Here is a 16,096-nt window from a genome sequence, read left to right on the forward strand (position 1 = left end):
GCGAGGCCCGCATGATCGACCCGGTGACGTTCGACGGTCCGCCCGCCGTCGGTACCTTCGACCAGAAGCGGGCCGAGAACGCCATCCGCGAGCTGTTGCTCGCCGTCGGTGAGGACCCGGACCGCGAGGGCCTGCTGGAGACCCCGGCCCGGGTGGCGCGGGCCTACAAGGAGATATTCGCGGGCCTGTGGCAGGAGCCCGAGGACGTCCTGACCACCACCTTCGACCTCGGCCACGACGAGATGGTGCTGGTCAAGGACATCGAGCTGACCTCGGTCTGCGAGCACCACCTGGTGCCGTTCCGCGGCGTGGCCCACGTCGGGTACATCCCGTCCACCAGCGGCAAGATCACCGGGCTGTCCAAGCTCGCCCGGCTGGTCGACGTCTACGCCCGCCGGCCGCAGGTGCAGGAGCGCCTGACCAGCCAGGTGGCCGACGCTCTGATGCGGATCCTGGAGCCGCGCGGGGCGATCGTCGTGGTCGAGTGCGAGCACATGTGCATGTCGATGCGCGGCATCCGCAAGCCCGGCGCCAAGACCATCACCTCCTGCGTGCGCGGCCAGCTGCGCGACCCGGCCACCCGGGCCGAGGCGATGAGCCTCATCATCGGCCGCTAGACGGACCAGGGGCACCGCCCGGCCGTGGGCACGTCCGGCCGGGCGGTGCCCACGGCCGGGCGGTGCTCAGAACACCTCGTGCTCCGCGTGCGGCGGAGCCGGGGTGCCCAGCGCGTTGCGGCGCTCGGGCATCCGCAGGGTGACCATCCGGCGCCAGCCGTAGGCGCGGTCGTACAGGTAGAGCGCGTGCACCCCGAGGGTGACCAGGGCGAGCTGCCAGCGCGGCCAGCGCAGGATCCGGGCCATCCGGGTGGTGACGGCGAGGGCGACGTCCCGGTGGGTCCGGATCTCGCCGCGGGCGCTGGTCTCCAGGGTGTGCCGGATGTACGGGCCGTGGCCCTCGGAGAGCAGCCGCAGCAGCTCCTCGTGGCAGTAGGCGAGGTGGTTGTCCTCGTCGGCGGAGATCATCCGCATCGCCCGGCCGAGGTCGGGGTTGTCCCCGTACACCCTGACCAGCTGGCGCATCTGCTCGGCGGCGCGCTGTTCGGTGACCCGGCTGTGCGCGAGGTAGGTGATGATCTCGCGGTCGGTCAGCGGGACGTCGCTGTTCAGCCGCTCGTGGGAGAGGCCGACGCCCTGGCGCTCCAGCAGCATGCAGTAGTCGGCCTCGTCCGGCACGGGCACCTTGGGCAGGCCGCGCTTGTGCAGCAGCTGGGCGAAGATCCGGCCGTGCTTGCGCTCGTCGGCACCGTGCCGGGCGACCTTCGGGGCGAGGACCGGATCCCGGGTGAGCGCGGTGATCCGCTCGTTCTCCCAGCCGCCCTGGTCCTCGCCGTCGGCCGCGATGCTGCAGAACAGCTGGTACGCCTGGTCGTTCCGGTAGATCTCGTCGAAGAGCGAACGGGTGCTCAGCACGGTGCCTCCTTGCGCGGGTCCGGGGCGGCGCCCGGCGGTGACCGACGGGCGGTCGCGATACGTCCCCCCGAGCCGCCGGCCGTCCGGGCCGACCGGCGGGTAATCACCCGCCTGTCCTAGTGCCGGCCCGGCGCCCTTCCGGGCGCCCGTCCTAGCCCAGGTGCGCGCCCAGCCATTCGAGCGTGGCCGGGAGCTCCCTGGTCCAGCTGTCGAAGTTGTGCCCGCCGTCGTCCAGGTAGAGCGAGTCGATCGTGAACTGCGGGTTGGCCGCCGCGGCCCGGGCGGCCTGGTCGACGAACTGGACGGTCTGGGGGTAGTCGCCCTCCGTGCGGGTGGAGACCGCCAGCAGGTTGAGCGCCGGGACGGGCAGGTTCTGCAGCCGCCAGCCGAGGTCGTGCTGCTGGGTCAGCGCCTTGTCGCCGTTGAAGAGGTCCCCGCCGGTGTAGTTGTCCTGGCGCACGGTGAAGTCGCCGTGCAGGCTCGCCGCGTTGCCGTAGACGTTCGGGAAGCGCATCGCCAGGCGCAGCGCGCAGCTGCCGCCGGTGGAGTAGCCGAGGGTGCCCCAGGAGCCGGCCGTGCGGCCGACCCGGTAGCTGCCGCGGATGGCCTCGGGCACGTCCTTGACGAACCAGGTCTCGGTGCGCGTCCCGCCGGGGACGTCCACGCACTCGGTGTCCCGGGACGGGTCGACCGCCGGGCGGGCCATCACCAGGACGGTCGGCGGCATCTTGCCGGAGCGCTGCAGTTCGATCGCGGTCTGGGCGAACGGGAACTCGTGCAGCAGGTTCAGCGTGGTGCCCGGGTAGCCGGCGATGGCCAGCAGGACGGGGAAGCGGACCAGGGCGAGCTTCTGGTCGAAGTACGCGGGCGGCAGGTAGACGAACATCTGGTCGGAGTAGCCCGTCTCCTTGCCGCTGACCCGGACCGACTCGACCCTGCCGACCTCCTCGGGCGGGCCCTTCGGCAGGTTGGTGATGGTCTCCAGGCCGCCCTCGGTGGTGGGCTGGACCAGCGCGTCGGGGACCGGGGTGCCGCCCTTGTGGTTCTCGTTGCTGGTCAGCGCGAGCTTGGCGCCGCCCGGGCTGAGCAGGTCGTGCCAGGAGGTGTAGAACCCGAAGGAGTTGTTCACCGACAGCGCGAGCACGGCCAGGACGGAGGCCTGAACGACCGTCAGCAGTCCGATCCGGCCGAGCACCGGCAGCGGACGCTGGGGCGCCAGCCGAGGCCAGACCCACAGGGTCGTGACCACGGCCGCTACGCCGAGTGCGAGCAGCGAGTTCACCAGCGCGTCGCTGGTCAGTTCCATGCCGTCGGCCTTCCGGTGGGACACTGGCGGTGCGGGCTTCGTGGTCTGGCGGACCGTCAGGCCGGGCCGGCGCGGCTAGGCCGTCCGGACGCCCGGGCGGGCTGGAAGGGCGGGGCGAACCACAGGCAACCGGCGCCCTAGAATGCGGCGTCCACCGTACGTAACGCGTCCCGGGGGCCCCCGTCGCGCCACGCGGCGGCGGACCCCCGGCTCCCACCGCCGGCTCAACCCGCAGCGCCGCCACGGACCCGGTTTACCGATCGTTTCCGGGTCCTTGGTATGCGCATTGCCTGATGAAGGAATAGGCATGAAGGTCCATCACGCGTCCTCCCCCGGAGTGACGGGACACCGCACCGCAGCCTCTACGCTGAGCTTCCATGAGCGTTCCCGTGTCCGTTGAGCCGAGCCCCGAGCAGCCGTCGCGCCGTCGCCGCGGCCTGCAGACGCTGCGCAACCAGGCGTCCGCCGTCCCGAGGGCCTGGCTCCCCGGAGCGGTCGGCTACGCCTGTCTGCTGATCGGGCTCATGGACGTCGCCAGCGCGGTGTTCCCCAAGCTCCGGCACACCAAGGTGCACACCTTCGCGGGGCAGCTGCCGGGCGGCACCACCAGCCTGGCGGCCGTCGGCGCGCTGATGGTCGGCATCCTGCTGGTGCCGCTGGCGCACGCGCTGCGCCGGCGCAAGCGGCGGGCCTGGCGCGCGGTCTGCGTGCTGCTGCCGGTCAGCGCCGGGCTGCACATCGTGCGCTGGCACCAGATCGGCCCGGCGGTCGTCTCGATGGTGCTCCTCGTCGTGATGCTGGTCCACCAGCGCGAGTTCTACGCCAAGGCCGACCCGCGCACCCGCTGGCGGGCGCTGGTCAACCTGGTCGTCATGGGCGTCCTCAGCGTGCTGCTCGGCCTGCTGATCGTGAGCACCCGGACCAAGTACGAGATCGGCCACCCCGGCCTGACCGAGCGCCTGCAGCACGTCGGGTACGGACTGTTCGGCTTCGAGGGCCCGATCCGGTACAACAACGTCCGGATGTCCGACCTGGTCGCCTACCTGCTCGGCGGGCTCGGCCTGCTGACCGCCTTCACCACCGCCTACCTGGCGCTGCGTCCGGGCAAGCCGAAGCCCGAGCTGACCGCGGAGGACGAGGAGAAGGTCCGCGAGCTGCTCGCACGGCACGGCGAGCGCGACTCGCTCGGCTACTTCGCGCTGCGCCGCGACAAGAGCGTGCTGTTCTCGCCCACCGGCAAGGCGGCGATCTCCTACCGGGTGGTCTCCGGCGTGATGCTGGCCTCCGGCGACCCGGTCGGCGACGTCGAGGCCTGGCCCGGCGCGATCAAGGTGTTCATGGCCGAGGCCCGCGAGCACGCCTGGGTGCCGGCCGTGATGGGCTGCAGCGAGGTCGGCGGCGAGGTCTGGACCCGTGAGGCGGGCCTGGACGCGCTGGAGCTGGGCGACGAGGCGATCGTGGACACCTCCACCTTCTCGCTCTCCGGCCGGGCCATGCGCAACGTGCGCCAGATGGTCAAGCGGATCGAGCGCAACGGCTACTCCTGCAAGGTGCGCCGGGTCTCCGAGCTCACCGCGGAGGAGAAGTACCGGATCGCCGACGCCGCCGCCCGCTGGCGCGGCACGGACACCGAGCGCGGCTTCTCGATGGCCCTCGGTCGCTTCGGCGACCCGCTGGACGACGAGTGCGTGGTGGTCACCGCCCACAAGGAGCCCGAGGAGGGCGAGAGCGGCGACGACCTGAAGGCCGTGCTGCACTTCGTGCCCTGGGGGCCGGACGGCATCTCGCTGGAGCTGATGCGCCGCGACCGCGCCGCCGACCCGGGCCTGAACGAGCTGCTGATCGTCGCCGCCCTGCAGGCGGTGGGTGCCATGGGCATCCGCCGGGTGTCGCTCAACTTCGCGATGTTCCGCTCGGCGCTGGCCCGCGGTGAGCGGATCGGCGCCGGCCCGGTGCTGCGCGCCTGGCGCGGGCTGCTGGTCTTCCTGTCGCGCTGGTTCCAGATCGAGTCGCTGTACAAGTTCAACGCCAAGTTCCAGCCCGAGTGGGAGCCGCGCTTCCTGGTCTTCCCGAGCACCCGGGACCTGCCGCGGATCGGCTTCGCCGCGATGCAGGCGGAGGCCTTCATCACCCTCGGCATGCCGCGCTTCGGCCGCAAGCGCCAGCGCGAGGGGCTGATGCCGGTCCCGTCGACCCGCGAGGTCACCGAGGCCGCCTAGCACCTGCCCGCCGACACGGAACGGGGCCCCCGCCGACAATCCTCGGCGGGGGCCCCGTTCGATAATGGGAGACATGAACGATTCGCCGTCCTTCTCCCTGCCGGCCGGTCTGCCGCGACTGGAGCGCTGCGCCGTGATGGGCGTGGTCAACGTCACGCCGGACTCCTTCTCGGACGGCGGGATGTGGCACGACCCCGCCAAGGCGATCGCGCACGGCCTCGCGCTGCGGGCCCGCGGCGCGGACCTGGTGGACGTCGGCGGTGAGTCCACCCGGCCGGGCTCGCAGCGGGTGTCCGAGGAGGAGGAGCTGCGCCGGGTGCTCCCCGTGGTGCGCGAGCTCGCCGACGCCGGGGTGATGGTCTCCGTGGACACCATGCGCGCCACCGTCGCCGAGCGGGCCGTCGAGGCCGGCGCCACGATCGTCAACGACGTCTCCGGCGGCCTCGCCGACCCGGCGATGGCCCGGGTGGTCGCCGAGACCGGCGCGCCCTTCGTGGTGATGCACTGGCGCGGGCAGTCCGCCGACATGGACCGGATGGCGGTCTACGGCGACGTGGTGCGGGACGTGGTCGCCGAGCTGACCGACCGGGTGGACGCCCTGCTGGCGGCCGGGGTCAAGGAGGACCAGCTGATCCTCGACCCGGGGCTCGGCTTCGCCAAGACCTCCGAGCACAACTGGGCACTGCTCGGCAGGCTGGACGCGCTCACCGCGCTCGGCCGTCCCGTGCTCGTGGCGGCTTCGCGCAAGCGGTTCCTGGGTACGCTGCTCGCCGACCCGGCAACCGGGGAACTGCGCCCGGCCCGGGAGCGCGACGACGCGACGGCCGCGGTGTCGGTGCTGTCCGCCCGGGCCGGAGCCTGGGCGGTGCGGGTGCACGACGTGTCCGGCACGGCGGACGCCGTCCGGGTGGTCGCGGCCTGGCAGCACGCGGCACGGTTGGGGTGAGGGAGGGTCTGTGACGGGTGACGGCAGGTTGAGCGGCGGTACGGCCGGGCGGGCCCGCGAGGCGGACCTGGAGGCCGTGCTCGCGGCGAACCGGCGGCTCTACGAGGCGTTGGAACGCGGGGACCTGGAGGCGGTCGAGGACGTCTGGCTGGGTGCCGCCGACGCCGACGACAAGGGCGGCGTGGTGTGCGTGCACCCGGGCTGGCCGGTGCTCCGCGGCCGGGCGCAGGTGACCAGGTCGTACATGCTGATCATGATGAACACGGAGTACATCCAGTTCTTCCTGACCGATGTCGAGGCCGAGGTGCACGGTGATGTGGCCCTTGTCACGTGCACCGAGAACATCTTGTCCGGCGGCGAGTCGGAGGAGGAGGGCGAGCTCGGACCACTGGTCGGCGGAAAGGTCGTGTCGACGAATCTGTTCCGCCGCACCCCGGCCGGGTGGAAGCTCTGGTCGCACCACGGTTCACCCGTTCTGACCAGCGGGGACGACGACGAGGAGAGCTGATTCCGGCGGTTGCGGAAATGCCGCGCCGGAAAGTCGCCGGGAATTTCCGAGTGGTCACCGAACGTTCACGTCAATCGCCGTATCGGCGCGCGTGGCGTCGGTTCGTGCCGGGTAGGACGGTCAGGCGTTGTCCGTGCTCGCGGGTAGATTCGAAACGGAGTGGCGGGCGTGCTGCCCGCCTTCGCCCTGCCCGTCCATGCCTTTCTCCGGGTGGGGCCCGTCCGACTGGGAGCAGTGATTCGTTTGCTGGACCGCGTCACCCTGCGGGGGCTGCGAGCCCGGGGCCACCACGGCGTCTTCGAGCGCGAGCGCGCCGAGGGGCAGACCTTCGTGGTCGACCTGGTGCTGTACCTGGACACCCGCCCAGCCGCGGCCGGAGACGACCTCACCCGCACCGCGCACTACGGGTTGGTGGCGGAGGAGGTCACCGCGATCATCGCCGGGGAGCCGGTCGACCTGATCGAGACGCTGGCCCAGCGCATCGCCGACCAGTGCCTCAAGCACGAAGCGGTCGAGGAGGTCGAGGTCACCGTGCACAAGCCGGACGCCCCGATCACCGTGCCGTTCGACGACGTGACCGTGACCATCCACCGGGGCCGCGCATGACCCCCGCCGCGCGCCCGGTATCCGATGTAGAGGACGTTTTTCGATGAGCGAGCGAAGCGAGCGAATGATCAAGGGGCGCGCACGGGTGAATGCCCCTGCCGAGCGCGGCGAGGCGGGCGCATGAGCACCAGCGACCCGACCGCCACGCCGAACGCGTTCGACCTGGAGAGCCGGGTGGACTCGGCCGACACCACGCTGCACGGCCAGCGCTGCGCGGTGATCGCGCTCGGCAGCAACCTGGGCAACCGGCTGGACACCCTCCAGGGCGCCGTCGACGCGCTCGCCGACACCCCGGGGCTGAGGATCAAGGCCGTCTCCGCGGTGTACGAGACCGAGGCCGTCGGCGGGCCCGAGGAGCAGCCGAACTACTACAACGCGGTCGTGGTGCTGCGCACCTCGCTGCCCCCGCGGGACCTGCTGGAGCGCGGCAACGCCATCGAGGACGCCTTCGGGCGGGTGCGGACCGTCCACTGGGGCCCGCGCACCCTGGACGTCGACATCCTGGCCTACGAGGGCGTGCTGAGCGACGACCCGCAGCTGGTGCTGCCGCACCCGCGCTCGCACGAGCGGGCCTTCGTGCTCGCTCCCTGGCTGGACGCCCAGCCGGAGGCCGAGGTGCCCGGGCACGGGCGGGTGGACGCGCTGCTGACCGCGCTGGGCGGCCCGGACGCGCAGGGCGTGAAGCGCCGCGAGGACATCCGGCTGACGCTGCCGGAGTAGGCCCGGGGCCGGGCTCCGGGCGGCGAGGTCCGGGGCCGTGGGCCCGGGGAACTCGGCCGGGGGCCCGGCCGTACGAGTAGGTGTCCGCCGTTCGCGCGGGTGTCCGCCCGGCCGGGCCCGGTACGGTGGCTTGGCGTCGCCGCGCCGGGCCACCGGGCGGACGGCCGGTTCCGGTACCCGGGAAGGACCTCCTCCGAGTGAAGCTGCTTCGCCTCCGCCTGCTGATCGGCATCACCGCCGCCACGACGGCGCTGTCCTGGGCCGGCTCCAAGCTGTGGGCCTCCGTGGACACGCTGCCGGCCGTGCCGGCCGCGGCGCCGGTGGTGCTGGCGGCGGTCGCGGTGATCCTGCTGGCGACCGCGCTGTCGCTGCGGGCCCGGCTGAAGGCGGTGCGCGAGCGGCAGCCCGGGGCGAAGGGGGTCGACCCGCTGCTGGCGGCCCGGGCGGTGGTGCTGGGGCAGGCCAGCGCGCTGGTCTCCGCGGTGGTCACCGGCGTCTACGCGGGGGCCGGGATCTACCTGCTGGGCGAGCTGGACGTGTCGGCCCGCAAGGACCAGGCCGTGACGGCCGGGCTCGCGGTGCTGGCGGGAGCCGCGGTGATCGCGGCGGCGCTCTGGATCCAGCACGTGTGCAAGTTGCCGGAGAACCACGACGACCCGGGCGGTCAGGCGGCGTCGCACCGCTGAGGCGTCGCTGAGCAGGGCCTTTCTCGTGATCTTGAGTGAGAACCCGGGCACGTGCGGTAAAAACCGCACCCTGTCAAGGGCGGAAGGGGACCCTGGGCTGACACGGCCCCAATTCGCACGCTAGTTTCTTGGGCATGTCTCGCGGACGCCACCGTCATTCCTCCGTCCTCGGCCGGATCTTTCCCCCCACCGCCGCCGGCGTGCTGCTGGTCGCCGCACTGGCCGCTCTGCTTTTCAGTCAGGACACCATCCTGGTGCGCTCGGTGGGCATCGCGACGTTGATCGCGACGCTCGGCTTCGCGCTGCTGCTGCGCCAGCGGGACAAGGCGGCCCGGGCGGCCGCCGAGATGTCCGCAGCACAGCGGCTGCGCGCCGAGGAGCGGTTCGAGGAGCAGCTGGCCGAGGCCGAGTACGCGGCGGAGGTCGCCGAGGAGCGGGCCACCCGGTTCGGGCGGCGGCTGACGGCGGAGAAGTCGCGGCTGGCGAAGGCCGAGACCGAGATCGCCCGGCTGCTGCGCGAGCGGGCCGTGACGGTCGCCGAGCAGGCGCTCAAGGAGGCCGAGGCGACCCAGCGTGCGCTCGCCGCGAGCCGTCCGAAGTACCCGGCCAGCCCGGCCGCGTTCGTGCGGGCGGCGGCGGTGCTGCGGCTCCTGGAGCGCCGCGCGGCGGAGCAGGAGGCCCAGCGGGCGCGTACGGCGGGTGCGGAGGTCGCCCTGCGGGCGTCCTCGGCGCCCGCGCCGATCGCCCCGGCGGCCCCGATCGTCCCGGCGGATCAGACCGCCCCGGTGCCCGCCCCGGTGCCCGTGCCGGCCCCCGTGGCGCCCTCGGTGCCCACCCCGGGGCAGGCCCCGGTAGCCCAGGCCCCGGTGCGTCCCGAGCCGGTGCGCCCCCAGCCGGTGCGCCCCCAGCCGGTGCGTCCCGAGCCGGTCGGCCCCGAGCCGGTGCGTCCGGAGCTGACCGCGACGGTCGGTCAGCTCGGCGGGACGCCGGCCGTCCCCGCCGCGGCGCCCGCGCAGGGGGAGCGGCAGCGGCCGCGTCCGGCGCAGTCCGGGCAGGCGCGCGGGCAGGGCTTCAGCTTCTTCGGCCGCGGCTCGGGAGTCCCGGCACGCCCGGCGGCCCCGGCGCCGGCGGTGGGCAGCGTCGCCGAACTGGGCGAGCGCGCCGACCTGGCGGACGTGGTGGGCGACGAGGCGGTGGCCGCGAAGGCCGAGGCCGAGGCCCGGGCGGCGGAGCCGGCCGAGCGGCCCGGACCGGGCGAGCCGACCGTGGTGGACCTGACCCCGGAGGACGAGACCGAGCTGATCCAGCTGCCGGAGCTGCGCGCCTCGCGCTGAGGCCCGCCGGCCGGAGAAACGAAAACCGCGGCGCGGGAAGTCGGAGTGACCGACTTTCCGCGCCGCGGTGTTTTCCGCGGGTGCGTCAGATCTGGACGCCGAAGTCCTGGGCGATGCCGGCCAGGCCGGAGGCGTAGCCCTGGCCGACGGCGCGGAACTTCCACTCCGCGCCGTTGCGGTAGAGCTCGCCGAAGATCATCGCGGTCTCGGTGGCGGCGTCCTCGGAGAGGTCGTAGCGGGCGATCTCGCTGCCGCCGGCCGCGTTCACCACGCGGATGTAGGCGTTGCGGACCTGGCCGAAGTTCTGGCCGCGGGCGGTGCCGTCGTAGATGGTGACCGGGAAGGTGATCTTGACGGCCTCGGCCGGCAGGCCGGACAGGCTGACGTTGATCGCCTCGTCGTCGCCCGCGCCCTCACCCGTGCGGTTGTCACCGGTGTGCACGACGGTGTTGTCCGGCGTGCTGGTGTTGTTGAAGAACACGAAGTGGGCGTTGGACAGCACCTTGCCGTCCGCGTTCAGGACGATCGCGCTGGCGTCGAGGTCGAACTCGGCGCCGGTCGTGGTGCGGACGTCCCAGCCCAGGCCGACGGTGACCGCGGACAGGCCGGGGGCCTCCTTGGTCAGCGAGACGTTGCCACCCTTGGAGAGGCTCACTGGCATGACGTTTGCAGTCCCTTCGTTCGTTTCGTGCGCTTTTTCCCGGGACAACGCAATACTCCGTCGGCTTGGTTCCGCAGGAGCCGTGAATTCTTCGAGGGCGCCAATCGGAGGGCAAAGCCCGGGCAAAGCCGTTGCCGGATCCGCTGTCAGATCCGGGGGAACCGGCCCTGCAGCGTCCAGATGTTCGGATTGTCGGCCAGGTCGGGGTGCATGTCGAAGAGGTCGGCCAGCGTGTCCTGGAGGAAGTCCCGGGCCTCGCGCCGAAGTTCACCGTGGCGGACCACCACCGGCGGCTCGTCCGGCAGCCAGGTGGCGGTGACCTCGACCCAGTTGAAGCGGCGGGCGAAGCGCAGCAGCTCGGTGTTCTGGGTGAAGTCGAGGTCGGCGGTCTGCACCCGGGCGGCCCGGCCGCCGTCCGGGTCGCGGTCCAGGAGTTCGGCGACGTCGCACAGCGCCCAGGCGAAGTCGAGCACCGGAACCCAGCCCCAGGCGGTGGACAGTTCCGCGCCCTCGCCGTCCAGGTAGACGTCGCCGGCGAACAGGTCGTACCGCAGGGCGTGCACGGACGCGGTGCGGTAGTCCGTCTGCGGGGGGTCGGGGAAGCGGTTGGAGAGGGAGTAGCCGAGCTCGATCACGTACGCCATTGTCGGGGCTCGGGGCGCCCGGGGGTAACCGGGTGGGCCGGCGCGGGGCGTACCGATAACCGCGTGACCGGGCGGGCCGGGCGCGCGATGATGGACGCATGTCCGAGCCCATCCGCGTACGGGGGTCGGTGGTCGTCCCCGACGCCGAGCTCGTCTGGCGCTTCTCGCGTTCCTCCGGCCCCGGTGGCCAGCACGTCAACACCTCCGACTCCAAGGCCGAGCTGCGCTTCGACCTGGCCTCGACCAGGGCGCTGCCCGAGGTGTGGCGCGAGCGCGCGCTGGAGCGGCTGGCCGGTCGGCTGGTGGACGGCGGGGTGCTGGTGGTCCAGGCCTCGGAGTTCCGCTCGCAGTGGCGCAACCGGGAGGCGGCCGCGGCCCGGCTGTCGGCGCTGCTGACCGAGGCGTGCGCACCGCCGCCGAAGGCCCGGCGGGCGACCAGGCCGAGCCGGGGGATGGTCGAGCGGCGGCTGGACAACAAGCGGCACCGCTCCGAGCTGAAGCAGGGCCGTCGGGCGCCGCGGGGCGGCGAGTAGCCGGGGGCGTCTCAGCCGAGGGTGCGGTAGCCGCCGCGGAAGTAGAGCAGCGGGCGGCCGCCGGGTGCGGGCACGGTGGCCTCCAGGACGCGGCCGAGCAGCAGGGTGTGGTCGCCGGCGGGTATCCGCTGCTCGGTGCGGCACTCGACGGTGGCCAGCGCGCCCTCGATCAGCGGGGCGCCGGTGCGGGGGCCGCGCCGGTACGGGGTGTCCGCGAACAGCAGGCGGTCGCTGAGCCGGCCCTTCATGGCGAACCGGGAGCCGAGCGTCTTCTGCCCCTCGGTCAGCAGCGAGACCGCCCAGGTGTCGTTCCGGGAGAGCACCTCGTCCATCCGGGAGTCCTCGCGGACCGAGATCAGCACCAGCGGCGGCTCCAGCGACACGGAGAGGAAGGACGTGGCGGTCATGCCGACGTCCTCGCCGTCCTCCGAGTCGTGGACGGTCACCAGGCTCACGCCGGCGGCGAGCTGGGAGAGGGCAGCCCGGAACTCGTCGGGCGTGGCGTGGGGGGCAGCTTCGGGCTGCGGGGACGGGTGCACGTACCGCACGGTAGTCGTCGCCCAGGGGAAACGGCATCGGGCCTTGGTCGTAGGACCGGCGGTCCGGCCGAAGGGTTGCTCCCGGTGGTCGAACTCACCCTCAGGAGTGAAGTGGCCGGACTGGCGGGCTCAGTCGGCTTCAGCCGGGGGCCAATGCGGTCGACCACCAGAAATGTACCGATAGCGCTTTATGTCCTGCTATGGGACAGATGAACTGATTAAGGGCGCATTAGTGTCGTGTGATTTAAGTCACAAGTGACGGCCTATTGCTGACCGAGCGTGCCGAGCGCTGTGCTCCCTGTGATTCAGTTCTTCTGGCAATCGGACGATAACCAATCAAGAACTATCCGAAGCAGCCGGGGAGCCCCCGCATGGAAGCCGAGTCGGAGCCGTACGTCCGTCTCGCGACCCTCCGCACCTTGCACCGGGTCGTGGCGGACCTCAACGCTGCCCGCAGCCTCGCTGGCACCCTCCAGGCCGTCGTCGAGGGCGCGGTGCACGGGCTCGGCTTCGACGCCGCCGCGGTCAGCCTGGTCCGGCCGGACGGCGACCTCGTGGTGGCGGCCGTCTGGGAGCTGGAGGAGAGCCCGATGGGCGGCCCCTCCGTGCTGCTCGGCCAGGTCGGCTCCCGGGAGTCCTGGGACCGGCTGCTCGGCGTCAGCGACCACTGGGGCACCCTGCGCTTCCTGCCGTACGACCGCGGCTGGGCCGTCGCCAGCGACATCCCGCGCTGGATCGGGGACGGTCTGCTGCCGGTGTACGCCAACGACTGGCACCCCGCCGACGGACTGCTCGCCCCGATGTACAGCGCCGGCGGCGACCTCCTCGGCGTCCTCTCGGTGGACCGCCCGCGCAGCGGCAAGCGGCCCGGGGCGTGGACCCGCGAGGCGCTGGAGATGTTCTCCCTCCAGGCCTCGATCGCGATCGGCAACGCCCGGCTGCGGGCCGAGATGCAGCGCGCGCTGGCCCGCCTGGAGAAGGAGCAGCAGGCGCTGCGGGCCAGCGAGGAGAGCTTCCGCCAGGCCTTCGAGTACGCCCCCAGCGGGATGGCGATCACCGAGCTGCACGGCGCCGGGCGCGGCCAGCTGACCAGGGTCAACGACGCGCTCTGCCGACTGCTCGGTCGGCCCCGGGCGGTGCTGCGGCAGCAGAGCTTCGCCGACCTCGTGCACCCCGAGGACCGGGCGCTGCTGGAGCGCACCAGCGCCGAGAGCGGCCGCGCCGAGCTGCGGCTGTCCCGGCGGGACGGCGGCTACCAGTGGGTCTGCCTGCGCAACTCGATCGTCGCGGACGCGGCCGAAGGGCCGAGCTTCCTGCTCACCCACGTCGAGGACATCGAGGACCGCAAGCGGCACGAGTTCCAGCTCGCCCACCGGGCCAGCCACGACGCGCTCACCGGGCTGCCGAACGGCGCCGAGCTCAAGGCCCGGCTGGCCCGCCGGCTCTGCGCCCAGCCGCAGCCGGTCGGCGCGGCCGGCCAGGTCGAGGCGGCCTACCCGCAGCCGTACGGCTACCCGGCCGACTCCTACAGCGCGCACACGGCGCACGAGGGGCTGGAGGGCGCGGACCCGTACGCCGGGCCGGCGCACGGCTACGGGCTGCCCGAGGGCCTGCCGAGCGGGCTGGGCCCGGGCTACGGGGAGCACGTGCACGCGGTGGTCCCGGCCGAGTACGGGCCGGGCGGCGACGCCTGGTCGGTGCCCTTCCGCTCCGGCGGCGCGGCAGCGGTGGACAAGGGGCTCGCGGTCCTCTTCTGCGACCTGGACGGCTTCAAGTCGATCAACGACCGGTTCGGCCACAACGCGGGCGACGCGGTGCTGGTCGAGGTCGCCCGGCGGCTGAGCCAGGCCGTCCGGGACGGGGACACGGTCGCCCGGTTCGGCGGTGACGAGTTCGTGGTGCTGGCCGACGGGATCGGCCGCGAGGAGGCCAAGGACCTCGCCCACCGGCTGCGGGGCGCCATCATCCCGCCGATGCGGATCGACGGGCGGGCGATGCGGGTGGGGGTGAGCCTCGGGGTCGGCTGGGCCGGCTGCGGGATGAGCATCGAGGAGGTGCTGCACACCGCCGACGAGCGGATGTACGACGAGAAGCGGGCCCGGGGCGGGGCGGTGCGCGGCGCGCGCGGCGAGCGCTCGCACCGGCGCGCGGGCTGAGCGGACGGGACGGGCGGGCGGGCGAGCGCCGCGGGTGCGGGTCCGCCCTGGTCCGGCCGGGTTACCGGTGAGTTGTCAAGGGGCCTTTTCCCGCTGTCGCGTACGGCAGGTAGGGTTCCCGGTACGACAGCGTCCATGATCTGCGCCGCCCGCAGCCGGCGGCGCACCGGATGGGGGAGCAGACCACCGTGACGACCGCCGGCAGCAACGGAGTGCCCGAGGGCCAGGGGGGCGGTGCCCCGCAGGACGACGACCCGTTCGGCTACCTCTACCGCCCGGCCGACGGTTCCACCGGGCAGCCGGCGGAGCCGCAGCAGGGGGTCCCGCGCACGTCGTACAGCCGGCCGATGGAGGTCGGGCGCGCGCAGTACGGCCAGCACTACCAGCAAGGGGGGCCGCAGCGGGCGCCGCAGCAGCCCCAGCAGCCGTACGGCCAGCAGGGCATGCCGCCGCAGGGGTACCCGGGCGGCCAGCCGCAGGCCCCGTACGGTCAGCCCGCGCCGCAGCCCGAGTACGGTGCCGCGCCCACCCAGCAGACCCGCTACGCGGAGCACTCCCGGCCGCAGCCGGGCGAGGAGCCCCGTGGCAGCGGCCGGAGCAAGGGCGCGGTGATCGGCGCGGTCGCGGTGGTCGCGGCGATAGCGATCGGGGCCGGCATAGCCCTCTCCACCGGGGATCCGGACGGCGACAACAACGCCAAGGGCGGCACCAGCACCGCCGCTCCGCCGACCACCGGGGCTCCGGCGCCGACGGCCACCAACGCGAGCGCCACCCCCACGGCGACCACGAGCGCCATCGCCGGCCCGACGAACGTGGACGCGGGCCAGCTCCAGGCGCAGAACGCGCCGGTCGGCAACGGCGTCAAGGGCGCCAAGTCCGCCGACGGCAGCTACCTGACGCTCCAGCCGGGCGGCTCGGTGACCTGGACCGGCGACGTCGCCACGGCCGGGACGTACAAGCTGAGCGTGCACTACAACTACACGGGCGCGGACCTCAAGGGCTCGGCCGTGGTGAACGGCAAGGACTGGCCGAGCGGGGTGACCTACAAGGTCTACGGGGCGCCCCCCAAGGACCAGACCTCCGCCTGGTTCTCCACCTGGATACTCCCGCAGTTCCAGGCCGGGTCGAACTCGGTGACCTTCACGGTGCCCTCCGGGCCGATCCTGATCGACCAGATCACCATCGAGCCGAGCGCCTGAGCGGCCCCCGGACGCGCCGCGGCCGCCCGCCCCCGAGGGGGACGGGCGGCCGTCGCGTTCCGGGCGCCGCTCAGGCGGGCTTGACGGTGGAGAACCGCTCGCCGCCGAGCACCCAGCGGCCGCGGCGCATCACGGCGACCAGGCCGTAGGTCCGGGAGTCGACCACGACGAGGTCGGCGAGCTTGCCCGTCTCCAGCGAGCCGATCGAGTCGCTCAGGCCGAGCAGCCGGGCGGGGGTGGCGGACAGCGACTCCACGGTCTGGTTCAGGCTCAGCCCGTTGACGGTGACCGCGCGCTGGAACGCCATGTCCAGGGTGAGGGTGGAGCCGGCGATCGCGCCGCCCTCGACCAGCCGGGCCACGCCGGCCTTGACCTCGACCTGGAGGGGGCCGAGGGGGTAGAGGCCGTCGCCCATGCCGGCGGCGCCCATGGCGTCGGTGATCAGGGCGACGCGGTTCGCGCCGGCGGTGCTGTAGGCGAGGTCGAGGACGGAGGGGTGCAGGTGCACGCCGTCGTTGATGAGTTCGACGGTGACCCGTTCGTCCTCCAGCAGGGCGACGATCGGGC

The 16,096-nt window shown here is 73.2% G+C and carries 17 protein-coding genes; 11 read left to right on the top strand and 6 right to left on the bottom strand.

Features of this window, described 5'->3' with window-relative positions; genetic code table 11:
* Positions 1-11: 11 nt before the first annotated feature.
* Positions 12-617, top strand: coding sequence for a GTP cyclohydrolase I FolE (gene folE, locus ABZ449_RS33585; protein WP_049654054.1), 606 nt, complete (start codon positions 12-14; stop codon positions 615-617).
* Positions 618-683: 66 nt separating this feature from the next.
* Here folE and ABZ449_RS33590 read toward each other — a convergent pair whose 3' ends face one another.
* Entirely contained in the window at positions 684-1,472 is a 789-nt protein-coding gene (locus ABZ449_RS33590) for a ferritin-like domain-containing protein (RefSeq protein WP_360353688.1), read from the bottom strand.
* 151 nt (positions 1,473-1,623) lie between these two features.
* Complete coding sequence (locus ABZ449_RS33595) at positions 1,624-2,778, bottom strand: alpha/beta hydrolase-fold protein (RefSeq protein WP_360353690.1); 1,155 nt, start codon at positions 2,776-2,778, stop codon at positions 1,624-1,626.
* Positions 2,779-3,155: 377 nt separating this feature from the next.
* On the opposite strand from ABZ449_RS33595, the gene ABZ449_RS33600 reads away from it, so the two are divergent.
* The 7 genes from ABZ449_RS33600 (at position 3,156) to ABZ449_RS33630 (ending at position 9,797) form a co-directional block, all read left to right on the top strand.
* A complete protein-coding gene (locus tag ABZ449_RS33600) occupies positions 3,156-4,997 on the top strand; it encodes a phosphatidylglycerol lysyltransferase domain-containing protein (RefSeq protein WP_360353692.1) in 1,842 nt (613 codons plus the stop codon).
* A 64-nt stretch (positions 4,998-5,061) separates the two neighbouring features.
* Entirely contained in the window at positions 5,062-5,943 is an 882-nt protein-coding gene (gene folP, locus ABZ449_RS33605) for a dihydropteroate synthase (protein WP_360353694.1), read from the top strand.
* Between the two features lie 10 nt (positions 5,944-5,953).
* Complete coding sequence (locus tag ABZ449_RS33610) at positions 5,954-6,451, top strand: nuclear transport factor 2 family protein (RefSeq protein ID WP_360353696.1); 498 nt, start codon at positions 5,954-5,956, stop codon at positions 6,449-6,451.
* Positions 6,452-6,697: 246 nt separating this feature from the next.
* On the top strand, positions 6,698-7,057 hold the full coding sequence (gene folB, locus ABZ449_RS33615) for a dihydroneopterin aldolase (protein WP_360353719.1): 360 nt from the start codon (positions 6,698-6,700) through the stop codon (positions 7,055-7,057).
* 120 nt (positions 7,058-7,177) lie between these two features.
* Positions 7,178-7,777: a 2-amino-4-hydroxy-6-hydroxymethyldihydropteridine diphosphokinase gene (folK, locus tag ABZ449_RS33620; protein ID WP_360353698.1), complete on the top strand. Its 600-nt coding sequence runs from the start codon at positions 7,178-7,180 to the stop codon at positions 7,775-7,777.
* 197 nt (positions 7,778-7,974) lie between these two features.
* Complete coding sequence (locus tag ABZ449_RS33625) at positions 7,975-8,463, top strand: DUF3180 domain-containing protein (RefSeq protein ID WP_360353700.1); 489 nt, start codon at positions 7,975-7,977, stop codon at positions 8,461-8,463.
* 134 nt (positions 8,464-8,597) lie between these two features.
* Positions 8,598-9,797 (top strand): hypothetical protein, encoded by a 1,200-nt coding sequence (locus tag ABZ449_RS33630; protein WP_360353702.1) that lies wholly within the window; start codon positions 8,598-8,600, stop codon positions 9,795-9,797.
* 85 nt (positions 9,798-9,882) lie between these two features.
* Here ABZ449_RS33630 and ABZ449_RS33635 read toward each other — a convergent pair whose 3' ends face one another.
* Positions 9,883-10,458: a TerD family protein gene (locus ABZ449_RS33635; protein ID WP_360353704.1), complete on the bottom strand. Its 576-nt coding sequence runs from the start codon at positions 10,456-10,458 to the stop codon at positions 9,883-9,885.
* A gap of 146 nt (positions 10,459-10,604) precedes the next feature.
* On the bottom strand, positions 10,605-11,093 hold the full coding sequence (locus ABZ449_RS33640) for a hypothetical protein (protein ID WP_360353706.1): 489 nt from the start codon (positions 11,091-11,093) through the stop codon (positions 10,605-10,607).
* A gap of 107 nt (positions 11,094-11,200) precedes the next feature.
* On the opposite strand from ABZ449_RS33640, the gene arfB reads away from it, so the two are divergent.
* A complete protein-coding gene (arfB, locus tag ABZ449_RS33645) occupies positions 11,201-11,635 on the top strand; it encodes an alternative ribosome rescue aminoacyl-tRNA hydrolase ArfB (protein ID WP_360353708.1) in 435 nt (144 codons plus the stop codon).
* A gap of 11 nt (positions 11,636-11,646) precedes the next feature.
* Here arfB and ABZ449_RS33650 read toward each other — a convergent pair whose 3' ends face one another.
* Complete coding sequence (locus ABZ449_RS33650) at positions 11,647-12,174, bottom strand: flavin reductase family protein (protein WP_360353710.1); 528 nt, start codon at positions 12,172-12,174, stop codon at positions 11,647-11,649.
* Positions 12,175-12,545: 371 nt separating this feature from the next.
* Between ABZ449_RS33650 and ABZ449_RS33655 the strand changes: the two genes are divergently transcribed.
* Both ABZ449_RS33655 and ABZ449_RS33660 read left to right on the top strand, forming a co-directional pair.
* Complete coding sequence (locus tag ABZ449_RS33655) at positions 12,546-14,330, top strand: diguanylate cyclase (protein WP_360353712.1); 1,785 nt, start codon at positions 12,546-12,548, stop codon at positions 14,328-14,330.
* 170 nt (positions 14,331-14,500) lie between these two features.
* On the top strand, positions 14,501-15,529 hold the full coding sequence (locus tag ABZ449_RS33660; RefSeq protein WP_360353713.1) for a hypothetical protein: 1,029 nt from the start codon (positions 14,501-14,503) through the stop codon (positions 15,527-15,529).
* A gap of 70 nt (positions 15,530-15,599) precedes the next feature.
* Here the strand turns inward: ABZ449_RS33660 and ABZ449_RS33665 are convergent.
* Positions 15,600-16,096: amidohydrolase family protein (locus ABZ449_RS33665; RefSeq protein WP_360353715.1), on the bottom strand; the 497-nt coding region annotated here is incomplete at its 5' end.

The organism is Kitasatospora sp. NPDC005856 (assembly GCF_040629945.1).
Classification (GTDB): domain Bacteria; phylum Actinomycetota; class Actinomycetes; order Streptomycetales; family Streptomycetaceae; genus Kitasatospora.